Origin of the sequence: Clostridium sp. HMP27 (assembly GCF_000765165.1) — a bacterium.
Taxonomy (GTDB): domain Bacteria; phylum Bacillota; class Clostridia; order Clostridiales; family Clostridiaceae; genus Clostridium_AK.
Genome location: NZ_JMFY01000001.1, coordinates 83,459 through 96,722, shown reverse-complemented (window position 1 = coordinate 96,722; position 13,264 = coordinate 83,459). Strand labels below are relative to the sequence as shown.

At 30.2% G+C, this 13,264-nt stretch carries 15 protein-coding genes; 2 read left to right on the top strand and 13 right to left on the bottom strand.

From position 1 onward, the window contains the following. Window positions 1-44 precede the first annotated feature (44 nt). The 5 genes from DP68_RS00450 to DP68_RS00430 all read right to left on the bottom strand — a co-directional run bounded on the left by DP68_RS00450 (window position 45) and on the right by DP68_RS00430 (window position 4,234). Window positions 45-647, bottom strand: a complete 603-nt coding sequence (locus DP68_RS00450; RefSeq protein WP_035304719.1) for a hypothetical protein — start codon at window positions 645-647, stop codon at window positions 45-47. A 25-nt stretch (window positions 648-672) separates the two neighbouring features. Continuing rightward, window positions 673-1,746: a peptide chain release factor 1 gene (prfA, locus tag DP68_RS00445; RefSeq protein ID WP_035304717.1), complete on the bottom strand. Its 1,074-nt coding sequence runs from the start codon at window positions 1,744-1,746 to the stop codon at window positions 673-675. 93 nt (window positions 1,747-1,839) lie between these two features. Further along, a complete protein-coding gene (prmC, locus tag DP68_RS00440; protein WP_035304715.1) occupies window positions 1,840-2,715 on the bottom strand; it encodes a peptide chain release factor N(5)-glutamine methyltransferase in 876 nt (291 codons plus the stop codon). Next, entirely contained in the window at window positions 2,716-3,648 is a 933-nt protein-coding gene (locus tag DP68_RS00435; protein ID WP_035304712.1) for a DUF1385 domain-containing protein, read from the bottom strand. It abuts the gene before it with no gap. A gap of 4 nt (window positions 3,649-3,652) precedes the next feature. Next, the gene (locus tag DP68_RS00430; RefSeq protein WP_035304710.1) at window positions 3,653-4,234 is read right to left on the bottom strand and encodes a thymidine kinase; all 582 of its coding nucleotides are present in this window, start codon (window positions 4,232-4,234) and stop codon (window positions 3,653-3,655) included. 168 nt (window positions 4,235-4,402) lie between these two features. Between DP68_RS00430 and rpmE the strand changes: the two genes are divergently transcribed. Next, window positions 4,403-4,615, top strand: a complete 213-nt coding sequence (rpmE, locus tag DP68_RS00425; RefSeq protein ID WP_035304707.1) for a 50S ribosomal protein L31 — start codon at window positions 4,403-4,405, stop codon at window positions 4,613-4,615. Window positions 4,616-4,657: 42 nt separating this feature from the next. Here the strand turns inward: rpmE and rho are convergent, their stop codons facing one another. From rho to ypeB, 7 genes are all read right to left on the bottom strand, one after another. Continuing rightward, window positions 4,658-6,073, bottom strand: coding sequence for a transcription termination factor Rho (rho, locus tag DP68_RS00420; protein WP_035304705.1), 1,416 nt, complete (start codon window positions 6,071-6,073; stop codon window positions 4,658-4,660). A 163-nt stretch (window positions 6,074-6,236) separates the two neighbouring features. After that, window positions 6,237-6,578 carry a hypothetical protein gene (locus DP68_RS00415; protein ID WP_035304703.1) on the bottom strand — a complete coding sequence of 114 codons (342 nt, stop codon included), beginning with the start codon at window positions 6,576-6,578 and terminating at the stop codon, window positions 6,237-6,239. Between the two features lie 93 nt (window positions 6,579-6,671). Beyond that, on the bottom strand, window positions 6,672-6,977 hold the full coding sequence (locus DP68_RS00410; RefSeq protein ID WP_035304701.1) for a hypothetical protein: 306 nt from the start codon (window positions 6,975-6,977) through the stop codon (window positions 6,672-6,674). 106 nt (window positions 6,978-7,083) lie between these two features. Then, window positions 7,084-7,506, bottom strand: a complete 423-nt coding sequence (locus DP68_RS00405; protein ID WP_035304699.1) for a DUF1934 domain-containing protein — start codon at window positions 7,504-7,506, stop codon at window positions 7,084-7,086. Between the two features lie 36 nt (window positions 7,507-7,542). Beyond that, window positions 7,543-8,523: a DUF814 domain-containing protein gene (locus tag DP68_RS00400; protein WP_035304697.1), complete on the bottom strand. Its 981-nt coding sequence runs from the start codon at window positions 8,521-8,523 to the stop codon at window positions 7,543-7,545. A gap of 12 nt (window positions 8,524-8,535) precedes the next feature. Beyond that, window positions 8,536-9,567 (bottom strand): D-alanine--D-alanine ligase family protein, encoded by a 1,032-nt coding sequence (locus DP68_RS00395; RefSeq protein WP_291546822.1) that lies wholly within the window; start codon window positions 9,565-9,567, stop codon window positions 8,536-8,538. A 153-nt stretch (window positions 9,568-9,720) separates the two neighbouring features. Continuing rightward, window positions 9,721-11,088 carry a germination protein YpeB gene (gene ypeB, locus DP68_RS00390; RefSeq protein WP_035304694.1) on the bottom strand — a complete coding sequence of 456 codons (1,368 nt, stop codon included), beginning with the start codon at window positions 11,086-11,088 and terminating at the stop codon, window positions 9,721-9,723. A 242-nt stretch (window positions 11,089-11,330) separates the two neighbouring features. On the opposite strand from ypeB, the gene DP68_RS00385 reads away from it, so the two are divergent. Next, window positions 11,331-12,461, top strand: a complete 1,131-nt coding sequence (locus DP68_RS00385; RefSeq protein WP_035304693.1) for a glycosyltransferase — start codon at window positions 11,331-11,333, stop codon at window positions 12,459-12,461. 83 nt (window positions 12,462-12,544) lie between these two features. On the opposite strand, the gene spoIIR is transcribed toward DP68_RS00385, so the two are convergent. Further along, entirely contained in the window at window positions 12,545-13,228 is a 684-nt protein-coding gene (gene spoIIR, locus DP68_RS00380; protein WP_035304692.1) for a stage II sporulation protein R, read from the bottom strand. Window positions 13,229-13,264: the final 36 nt, after the last annotated feature.

Here is a 13,264-nt window from a genome sequence, read left to right as displayed (position 1 = left end):
ATTATCTATATAGATATATTTAATGATGGTTTTATTTATTCTATTTATAGCGATTCCCTATATTCTTTTATTCTATCTATGGCTTCATAAGTAAATTCTGCATTTACGCATCTTCTATATATCATATCTAAAAGAACATATTTATAAAGTTTTCCCTTTTTTATAACTGTGAAAAAATATGATTTCTCAGGATAAAGCATTTTTCTCTTTTTATAGCGATGTGCTATAAAAGGATGCAGCTTAAATAATTTAGAATTAACAGGCACTACATATTCACTTTTAAATTTAGATGAGGTGATCATTATAATTTTAAAATCCTCTTTGCCATCGGACTTTCTTTTGAAACTTTCAGCATGTACTATTTCAATATTATCGCATAATATGTTAATTTTTTTCTTAAACAATCCTAATTCTATATATAGCCTGTAATTTTCTATAATTTTAAATTTAATATGTTCATTATGTTTTTTTACAAGCATGGATATTATAATTAAAAACTGTATTATACCAGCATATACAATGTAGAATAATGACAGTTTTTTAGTATAAATCAATATAGCAGGAATTATAAAAAAAACAAAGCACATTATAAGCATAAATCTTTTATAAGACTTTTGTTGCTTCCTAATGGCTTTATTTATATTCATAATGCCCCTCTCTCTCTTTTAATAATTAATTGCCGCCCAAGTTCTTCATCTTTTCTGCTTGTTCTACAGTTATAAGTGAATCTATGATTTCGTCTATATCTCCATCTAAGAAAGATTCCAATCTATATAACGTAACTCCAATTCTATGGTCAGTAACTCTTCCCTGAGGATAATTGTACGTTCTTATTCTTTCACTTCTATCTCCAGTACCTACCTGACTTTTTCTATCTTCGGCAATACCAGCACTTCTCTCTGCTTGAAGTCTATCAAATAATCTAGACTTTAGTACTTTCATAGCTTTTTCCTTATTTTTAAGCTGTGATTTTTCATCTTGACAGGAAACCACAAGTCCTGTAGGCAGATGCGTAATTCTTACTGCTGAATCTGTAGTATTAACACACTGTCCACCATGTCCTGATGCTCTAAACACATCTATTCTTAAATCATTAGCATTTATCTCTACTTCTACATCTTCCACTTCTGGTAAAACAGCAACTGTAGCTGTTGAGGTATGAATTCTTCCACTTGATTCAGTGTCAGGAACTCTTTGAACTCTATGAACTCCACTTTCATACTTGAGTCTACTATATGCACCATTTCCCTTTAGCATAAATACAACTTCCTTAAGTCCACCTAAGTCAGTTTCATTAACGCTCATAGGTTCTACTCTCCAGCCAACTCTTTCTGCATACCTTGTATACATTCTAAATAAATTTGTAGCAAATAAAGCTGCTTCCTCACCACCAGCACCAGCTCTTATTTCTATAAATACATTTTTATCATCATTAGGATCCTTAGGAAGCATTAATATTTTAAGTTCCTGTTCAAGCACTTCTTGTCTTTGGGAAAGTTCTTTCAATTCTTCCTGCAACATTTCCTTAAGTTCTCTATCTGATTCTTCCTGTATCATTTCTTTATCTGTACTTATATCATCTATAACCTTTTTATACTCTTTATACTTGTTAACTACTATTTCTAAGTCTGAATGCTCTTTACAAAGCTTCTGCCACTCTTTTTGGTTTGTCATTACACTTGGATCACTTATTTTTATGGATAATTCTTCATATTTATTTTCTATAAAATCAAGTCTTTCTAACATAAACTTTATCACTCCGTTATTATATTTTAACAACTACCAATTATATCACAATACATGCATTTAAATCAAATACATTGTTTAATACATAATACATTACTTATTATTTAAGTAGGCTGTTATTACCCTATCATTTCCTGCTAAATCTTTATAACATTCTATAGTATGAAAATTACTGTTCTTAAGGATTTCAGTTACAGTTTCTCGTTGATCGTGTCCTATCTCTAGGGCAATAAGTCCATTATTCTTTAAAACGCCCTTACTTTCAAGTGCAATTCTTCTATAGAAATAAAGTCCGTCCTCTCCTCCATCTAAAGCTTCATAGGGCTCATAATCCCTAACATCTTCCATAAGGCTCGGAATAACATCTTTTCTTATGTAAGGAGGATTAGAAACTATAACATCATACATCGAACCGTTTTTTATTGCCACTTCTAGTAAATCGCTTTTATACACTTTTAACCTATGTGTTGTTTCTTGAATACTTGAATTTTCATTGGTAACTTCACAAGCTGTATTGGAAATATCAAAGCAGTCTATATGGGCTTTAGGACAATAGACAGCTATAGATACTCCTATAGCCCCACTACCACAGCATACATCCGCTATATTCACATATTTATTTTTATTAATGACGGATATTACATTTTCCACTAATATCTCTGTGTCCGGGCGGGGAATAAGCACACCCTCTTTAACCTTAAAGTTAAGTCCCATAAATTCAGTATACCCTAATATATACTTAATAGGCATTTTATTTTTTCTAAGTTTAATTAATTCAAAATACCCTTTAGCTTCCTCGGATGATATTTGAAAATCTCTGTTAAGCATTATAAATAACTTATCCTTATTTATAATTTTACTCAATAGAAGCTGAGAATCAAGTATATAACTACAATTATTTGATTCCTTAAGGGTTTTATAGCCCTGCTCTAAAACTTTTCCTATTGTATAAACTTCCCTTGTATCCATTTATTGATTTTCTCCGTTCTCCATTACATCAATGCCTTCAGCTGCTTTAATTGCCTTAATAGCTACTTCTAATTGGCTTAAATCCGGCTCTCTAGTAGTTAATTTTTGAAGCATTAATCCTGGGTAAGCTATAATACCTGACAGATTACTTTTGCTCCTTCCTAACCACTTTATAAGTTCATAAGTTATTCCTGATACAAATGGCAATAGCACTATTCTCCAAAGCATATTTTCCCACCAAGAATTCCATCCCACTGCTGAAAATAATATTATACTTACTATCATTACCAAAAACATGAAATTAGTTCCACATCGAGGATGGAAACGAGGATATTTCTTTGCTTTTTCAGATATAAGCTCATCATCTTGCTCATAGCAAAATATAGTCTTATGCTCTGCCCCGTGATACTCAAAAACCCTCTTTATATCTTCTAACTTTCCTATAAAATATAAATAAGCTAAAAATATGCTCACCCTTATTATTCCTTCTATTATATTTAACATAATTGTATTTTCTATTCTTAAAAGCTTAAATCCACTTGCAATTAAATTAGGCAGTATAAAAAATAAAAGAACTGAAAAAATTAATGATATAATAAGACTTATAGTTGCTATTATACTGTCGCTTTTTTCTTTAAATTTATTTTCAAACCACTTATCAAAGGTAGATTTATTTTCCTCTTCCTCTTCAAAAAATGAAGCTGAATAATTTAGGGTTTTTATCCCTATTATCAAAGATTCTATTAGAGATACGAATCCTCTTATAATTGGTATATTAAAAAGCTTATTTCTTTTTGAATAAGGTACAAACTTTTCTAATTTTACTTCAATCTCTCCATTTTCTTTTCTCACCGCAGTAGCAATGCCCTTACTCCCTCTCATCATTACGCCTTCAATAACTGCTTGTCCTCCTACTGTACAGTTCCTTTTCATTGCTTCACCTCTCTCCTAAAACAACGTGACATTTTCTACACCTAGCTTCATAAGACTCCTTAGCCCCTACAAGAACTATAGGTTCATCATAACTCGCTGGTTTACCATTTATAAGTCTCTGAGTTCTAGTAGCTGGGTTGCCACATCTCATACATATAGCTTGAATTTTATCTACAAATTCTGCCACAGCCATAAGTTTTGCAATAGGTCCAAAAGGTTCTCCTTTAAAATCCATATCAAGCCCTGCACAAATTATTCTTTTATCCATGCTTGCTAAATAATTTACTACGTCTATTATATTGTCATCAAAAAACTGAATCTCATCTATGGCTATTACTTGAACGTCTTTATCAATTAATTCGATTATTTGATTGCTAACTGTTACAGGTATGGCATCTTCCTTATCTCCACAATGAGAAACTACATCTTCCTTACTGTATCTATCATCAATTTCAGGTTTAAAGACCTGAACCTTTTGCTTAGCAATCTTAGCTCTTCGTATTCTTCTTATAAGTTCTTCTGATTTACCACTATACATCGGCCCTACAATTACCTCTATCCAGCCATGATTCTTTGGTCCATACATAGAAATCCCCCCAGTCTTTAATAAACAAGTATAATTGTAACAGAGAAGCATAATATAATAAAGAGGAAATAATTAAATTTTATTGACTTACAAATAATCACTGTGTTATAATTTAGGAGTTAAAAATTCGGACGATAAAGTCTAGAATTCACGAGAGAGGTGAAAAACATGAGAGAAGGCATACATCCAGACTACCATCATGATGCAGTAGTTAAGTGTGCATGTGGAAACACTTTTACAACTGGTTCTACTAAAAAAGAACTAAAGGTTGAAATATGTTCTAAATGCCATCCATTCTTCACTGGCAAGCAGAAGATCGTTGATGCTGGCGGAAGAGTTGATAAGTTCATGAAGAAGTTCAACTTAAAGAACGAAGAATAATTTTTATAATAAATAAACCCGAATTAATTCGGGTTTATTTTTTTATTTATTTAACTTTTCTTTACCTATTATATTTAAAAATTCACCATTATTTTTAGTTTTAAACAACATGCTAATTAATTGTTCTGTTACATTTTGAGTGTTATTTTCAGTATATAACATCTTTCTTATGTTAAATGATGCATCATACTCTACTTCTGTTAAAAGTAAATCTTCTTTTCTTGTTCCAGATTTATAGATATCTATAGCTGGGAATATTCTTCTTTCTTGAAGCTTTCTATCTAAGTGAACTTCCATATTACCAGTACCTTTAAATTCTTCAAATATCATATCATCCATTCTGCTTCCAGTCTCCACCAAAGCTGTCGCAAGTATAGTTAAACTTCCGCCTTCTTCTATATTTCTTGCAGCACCAAAGAACTTTTTAGGCATTATTAAAGCTCCTGGATCAAGACCACCTGAAAGTGTTCTTCCTGTTGGATTAATTGTCAAGTTATATGCTCTTGATAATCTTGTTATACTATCTAAAAGTATAATCACGTCTTGTCCTTGTTCTACCATTCTCTTAGCTCTTTCTAGAACCATATATGCCACCTTTGTATGATGTTCTGGTTCTTCATCAAAGGTAGAGTATATAACTTCGCCATTTATAGATCTTTGCATATCAGTAACTTCTTCTGGTCTCTCATCAATAAGCAATACTATGAGCTTAGATTCAGGATGATTAGTAGAAATGCTTTGAGCAATCTTTTTAAGAAGAGTGGTCTTTCCAGCCTTAGGAGGAGCCACAATAATTCCTCTTTGACCTTTTCCTATAGGACATATTATATCCATAAGTCTTGCTGAAAGGTCTTCTTTTGTGGTTTCAAGTCTTATTCTCTTATTTGGATAAATAGGAGTTAATAATTCAAAAGGCTTTCTTCTCACTGCTCTTTCAGGATTTTCCCCATTTACTTTTTCTACATATAATAAGGCCTTAAATTTTTCTCCTTCCTTAGGAGTTCTAACTTTACCTTGTACTTCGTCACCAGTTTTTAAGTTAAATCTTCTTATTTGAGATGGTGATACATATATGTCGTCCGGTCCTGTTAAATAATTCTTTCCTCTTAAAAATCCATAGTTATTATTTTCTATTATCTCTAATACACCTTTAGCTGTATCTGATTCATTTATCATTTCTTTAAGCTTTTCTTTTTTCTCCTCAGGACTTACTTCCTGTGGCTTTATGTATTCTTTTTCTTGTTCCTGCACCGGTTCATATTTAGCCTCTACTGTGCTTTTAGGACTTATTTTTTCTCTTAATACTACTCCGTCCTTTTCTATATACATAGGAGATACCTTCTTAATCTCCTCTATAAGCTCTGATTTCTTTAATTTAGATATATTTTTTATTCCTAATTCTTTAGCAATAGACTTTAATTCGTTTACAGTCATATTGTCTAATTCCACATTTGACAAAAAATAACACCTCCTGTGATATTAAATTATATATAATAAATCCTCTGGGAAAATAAAAGAAACTCTTCGAAGGGATACATGCGATAACATTATAACCTATTTTATGAACTTTATCCAGAAAAACTTTAAGCATTAATATTATTAGAGTGGTATTTAAATATCTTTATAATAATGCATAAATCTTATTATTAGTACTATTAAATAACTTAACCTTTTCTATAACCTTTTTATGATTTCCTATATAAAATAATGGTATATAAATCTCCTTACATCCACCTACTATTAATTTAGAATTCAGAAATTCTTGAATACTATATTCATACTGATGATTTCGTCCGCAAAGTGGGCATACAATTTCCAAACATACTTGCCTATCTTCTATACTTACATCTTTAATAGAGTCAACTTCATATTTTAAAGAGCTTAATTTAAATATGGAAATTTCTCTTATCTCATATTTAATCATATGGTTTTTTAAAGCTATAGTAATATTTGAATTTATCATTTTTTTCATCTCCAAAAATTTTAAAATAACTAAAATTATAGCATTTATAACATTTCTATAAATATTATAAAATTCCTTCTTTTTAGTATATTACTATTTCACTTTCTTATCCAATAGCTCTTCTGCTTCAAAATACATGTCCCTTATTCTTTTATTAAAAAGCATTTTCTCCTCTGCATTCTTCATGTATTCTTTAAAATTTACCTTGCTTGAAGGAAAGTTTTCATGAAATTCTTGTTGATTTAAACATTCATACTTTTTTAATAGCAAGGCTAACAAATACTTACAATCTTCATCCTCTAGTATTTTGAAAAGTTCTCCTTCACTTACGCCTTTATATTGACATAAAAACTCTATTATATTTTTATATCTATTATGTCTATCAAAAAAATAATTCATTTATATTCAACTACCTTCCTTAAATATTTACTTACATTAATGCCCATATTTTTTATTTTTAAACCTTATTTTACCATTATATATAAAAAAACCTCAATAGAGTATTCTATTGAGGTCTTATATCTATGGACAAAATAGTGCGAATAGGCTTTTGACCCGATACGCTCATTTCATAATCTATGCGGATTTTTCCTCCATCATCGTTTATATCAATTTTCAAATCATTAGTTGTTATGGCAATTTCTAAAACACCATAGGGAGTATCATAAAGGCATACATGTTTTTTTCTATTTTCAAACTCCATTCTAGCGTCTGTACTTCCCATTCTCAAAAGAATCATCCTTTTTTCATCAGGGTAAATCTTAAAATGAGTAGTGGTACCTTCCATCCCAGATATTTCAGTTTCTTCATATACTACACGATAAAGCCCTTCCATTTTAGCAAATTTACCAACAGAAATTACCTCAATGGAGTTTTTTTCATCATTATCCTGAGTACTTTTAACAGTAATAAGTACTTCCTTTAGCATTAGAACAACCACCTCTTCATATAACTATTACGAAACTTATATTATATATTTATTTATTTCTTCATCAGTAGCTGGAGTAACAGTTATATGATTATTTAATTCTTTAGAAAAATTACCATACTTTATTACCACCTTAGGATTATCTTTTCCTTTAGAATATCTTGCAGTTATCTTAGCTGCCATCTCTATATCCTCATTAGTAGGCTTCCCAATAAGTACTACCATAGATCCATTATAATCTTCAGCAAAAAATATTAAGTCTTCATAATTTAAATATTCTTTTATAGAATTTGCTTCATCTAATGTTCTGGTAGATATTATCTTACAATTAGGTGTAACTCTAAAGTGTCTACCTATTCTCAAAAGATATAATTCTGATGAACTTGGTTCTTTATTATATTCCAATAGTTCCTTCAATCTCTTAGAATAGTTAGGTTCTGTTAACTTACATCCACCAGCAGGAGATGGATAATCAACTACGCCCCACTTTTCGGCTAGTTCCATTTGAACTTTTCTACTTCTTCCGGAAATATCTAAAAGCTTTTCTCTATCTACTAAACCATTTAGCTCCATTTCTGTAGGAAGTAAATTCTTAGCACATAATGGTCTTAATATCTTATCACTATATCCTGATTCATTTTTTACTATATCTAATGCAGAACGGTTTTGAGACATAGGCCTTTGATTTAATACCTCTCCTGTTATTATGAAGTCTGCATTAAGTTCTTCTAAAAGTTTTCCGGAATAAGTCATCATTAAAGCATGGCAATCCACACATGGATTCATATTCTTTCCATAACCATGCTTAGGATTTTTTACTATTCTCAAATGATCATCAGAAAAGTCTACTACATGTAACGGTATTTCTATTTGTTCTGCCATTCTTAAAGCATTTTTTTCATTAAAGAAATTTGATCTAAAGCATATTCCTATTACATCTATACCTTGTTCTTTTATTAGTTTAGCAGCAAGTGTACTATCTAACCCACCTGACATCATCGCTAATGCTCTTGTCATATTCATCACCCTTTATTTATTATTTCTTTCTATTGCAAGTTCAATTAATTCATCTATAAGCTGTGAATACTTTTTACCTGAAGCCTCCCAAAGCTTAGGATACATACTTATTTGAGTAAATCCAGGTAATGTGTTTACTTCATTGAAATAAGCTTCTCCTGTTTCCTTATCCATTAGAAAATCTACTCTAGACATTCCTTGACAATCCAATAATGTATATATTTTTATAGCTAATTCTTTTATTTCTTGTAACTTTTCGTCTGACAAATTAGCTGGTATTAAAAGCTTTGAAGCTTCATTTTGATATTTCGCTTCAAAATCATAGAATTCCTTTGCAGGTATTATTTCTCCTGGCACAGCACCCTGAGGTTCATCATTTCCAAGTACAGCTACTTCTATTTCTCTTGCGTTTAAAGCCTCTTCTACAAGTATTTTTCTATCATACTTTAGGGCTTCTTCTAGACCAGTTATAAGCTCTTGTCTATTATGAGCCTTAGTTATGCCTACTGAAGATCCACTGTTAGATGGTTTTATAAACACATCATATCCAAGCTTGCTTTCTATATTTTCTATTAATTCATCTTTATTTTTATTATAATTATACTCTGTAACAACTACATAATTAGCTTGTTTTATTCCGAAGTTTTCTAGAACATACTTAGTATAGACTTTATCCATACATAATGATGATGATAGAACCCCCGGTCCTACAAAAGGTATTCCAACAAGCTTACATAATCCTTGAATTGTTCCATCTTCTCCATATAAACCATGCATTACAGGAAACACTACATCAACTTCTTTATTAAACAGTATATTTTGAGCGTTCTCCTTTTTATTTTCATTATCTTTTTCCCATAATCCACTTTCTATATTATCTATAGAACCCAGGTATTCATACCAGCTTCCTTCTCTTGTAATTCCTACTACACGTATTTCATATTTAGAACTATCTATATTTCTAAGTACTGATGCTGCCGATACTCTAGATACCTCATGTTCTGTTGATTTTCCCCCAAAAAGAATAGCTATTTTATTCATTATTCCATCTCCTCTTAAAATAATTGGAAAATATACATCATCGGAGTATTATAATATCATACTATACTATTTTAATATATTATTTAAAAATGTAAATACTCACTATGAATAGTTTAATTTTTTTTATGTATTTAATCAATAATTTTTTATTATATTTTACATAGTAAGTTCACCATTAGGAGTGTTTATTATTTGTATTATTCTCTGTTCAAAACCTGTATTTGCATTTATATATACTATAAAGCTTTCTCCATTATATGCTCCTAAAAATTCGTAGCACAATGCCTCTGTATTTACTTCAGTTGGCACAATAGTAAGATTTACAGATTTTACATTTAATTTTTTTCCAACCCTTTGTTTTGCAACTTCTTGTGTAATCTTAGGATTTTCTATATTTCTTTTTTCTAAGTGTGATATAAGATACTTTTCCGCCTCTACACCTATTATTTTTCCATCATCTAATGCCATTTTAACTTTTATTTGATCAGGATATACTATTATATCACCTTGTTTATAAACATAATTTACTATTAAGGTATTATTATAATTTAATGCATATGTTGGATACATATTATCATATCCTAACCCTTGCAAATAGTTTCTCCCCAACTCCATTGCCTTTTCCTTAGATATACTTGCTGTTTTCACTTGTCTATAATCTAGTACATATACTACTTTCCCACCTTTCTTACTTATATCACATACTACTTTAGACTTTTCATCTCTTCCCTTTAATATTATATCAAAGGAATATGTAGGAATCTTTGCTCTTGTCTGTTCTTCCTTTAAAGTTATATTTTCTATTCTATTTTTCCCTATTGCCTTTTCAGCTACCCCTTGTGCTTCTTCTTTTGAAACTTCCCTTTCCGAACTTATCCTGGGTTTTATGTCTTGTACGTTATCAGAGAATGGCCCATCATATATTAGGGCAGGATATTGTGCTACTTGTTTCTGTATAGATGAAAACTTTTCTACTATAGTTTCTTCACCATTCTTTGCTAGCACTCCAGAAACCTTTTTTCTTATTTCTCCCCACTTTACTCTTCCGCTGTTAATATCATTTGCAACTTCATTTAATGATGCTTCTAATTGAAAAGATTTATTTTTAAGCAATTCTATAGTATTATAATCCTTTTCCTCTAACTCTTTACCCTGAGATGCTGCTTTCCCTAATGAATAACAAAAATCTCCTACCTGAGATAAAAACTTGCTAGTGTTCTGTATCGTTTGTTGTTCTATAGGTAAAGAATGTAGCTTATCATTAGCAATAGCTGCATTTCTAAATATATCTCCAAAAACAATTATACTTTGTTCCCTAGACCCTACTATAGCTGACTTACCCAAATTTACTCTTATATTTTGCACAGAGTTTATAAGCTCATACATATTTTTACTATACTCTGCTTGTAGATAGTTTCTATAATCTGTTCTTTCCAACGTCATTAATATGGCAAATGTAGTAGAAAAAACTACTATTAGTGTTACTATTATTGTATACAACACTCTTTTATTTCTTATCTTCATACCAATACCTCCTATCTGGATAAATTTCTTTTTTATTATCTGTAATAACCTTTATAGTTATTCATTACCTAAATTTAAAAGACTCCCCTTTACTTGTGTGGTATAATGTATTTGTAATAAAGTTATCTAACTATTAAATCATATTGTTAGTTACTTATATTTTTAGTTAAAATAGTGTACAATATCTAATGTGAGTTTTTGCTAATTTTAGGAGTTTTACAGGAAGGGGACATACTTAGATAATGAAAGCTTTGATTTTTTCAGTATCCGCAGGCGGAGGGCATAAACGTGCAGCTGAAGCAGTAAAATCCTATATTGATATTTACGATAATAATAGTGAAGTAAAAATAATAGATACAATAAGATACATAAATCCCTTAATAGATAAAGTTGTAATAGGAGGATATCTAAAAACTATAAAACTATCTCCTAATCTATTTGGCAAGCTTTATGATTATTCTGAATCAGACTACGGGATTGCAAACTTAAGTGCTAAAATAAATGAAATATTAACTTATAAACTAATACCTCTTATAGATGAGTTTAAACCGGATATCTTAATTTCTACTCATGCATTTACTACAGAAATGATATCCATTATAAAGATGAAGCATAAGAAAAACTTACCAACAGTTTCTGTAATAACTGATTATGCTTGTCATAGCTTTTGGCTTCATCCTTATATAGATGCCTATATAGTTTCAAATTCAGATATGGCTAACGAGATGGTGTCTAAGGGAATAGATAGAGATACTATATACAATATAGGAATACCTATTAAGCCTGAGTTTTTTAAAAAATATGATTCTGCAAAAACTCTAGAAGATATAGGACTTTCCCCAAATAAAAAGACCATTCTCATTATGGGAGGCAGCTTAGGTATTGGTAAAATAGAGAATATATACAAAAAGCTTTTATTTCTAGATAAAGACATACAGATAATAATAGTTACAGGTAGGAACAAAAGGCTATATGATGAACTCATTAAAATTAGGGATAATTTTCAGACGAAGCCTACTTATATCATTGGCTTTACAGATAATGTAAACAAGTATATGCAAGCTTGTGACTTGCTTATTTCCAAACCTGGTGGACTCACTGTTACAGAAGCTTTAATATGCGGAGTTCCTCTCGCAATATTTTCTCCAATACCAGGCCAAGAAGAAAAAAATGCAGAGTTCCTGTTAAAATATAATCTTGCTATAAACTTAAGCGAAAGCAAGAATTGTATAGATGCTATAGATTATCTAATTTCGAACGAGGCAAAACTTCAGGAAATGAAAGATAATTGCAGAGAATTTTCAAACCCACATGTCGGCGAAAACTTATATGATATATTGAAAAGCCTACTAGATAAAAGTTCTTTAAAATAAAGGTCAATGGTAAATTCTATCGAATTATGCCATTGACCTTTATTTTAGAATATTAACTTATACTTTAATTAAGTAAATTCAACTCATATATTAAACACTTCTTTTATCAGCTCAAATAACTTAAATTTAACAACTATCTTATTTTCATCTTTAGAGTTCTCTTTATTTCTCTTGCTTTTATCTGTATCATTGTTTTTTACAGTATTATCTACAGACTTATATTCTTCATCTGTAAATACAGCTTTCATTTCTTTTTCTGTTTCCTTTTGTGCTATGTTTCCTTTTGTAATATCTACAAAGCATAATGGCGGAAACATAATACACCACCAATTCTGCCCCTTACCTTCCCCTATTATTATTCTATATGCTTCATAATTTCCTGCTGGCAAGGTTATACTTCCATAAGTCTTAACTGGAAAATTTTCATGGGATAAAGTTGTGTTCAATGTGTATTTATATCCACTTTCTTTTATTACTCTTTCTGATATTTTTCTTATTTCATTATCGTTTTCAGTTATTATCTTTCTTGATTCATCTATACTCTTTGAATTTTTGAGTTTAGGTGTCATATATTTTAACACTTCATTTCTTACTTTTAACTTAAGCTTTTGATCATAATTTAAATCACTATTTGCTATTACATGAAACCTTATAAGCTTGTCTGCAATTCGCTTTTGCATAAAGCTTGTCTTAAATTCAGATCCATAAATACTTATAGTTATAAATGCTAAAAATATAGTAATAATAGCTATAAAAGTTTTTTTCATAATTTTTTCCCCCTAATATATCTAAACTTTTCCCCT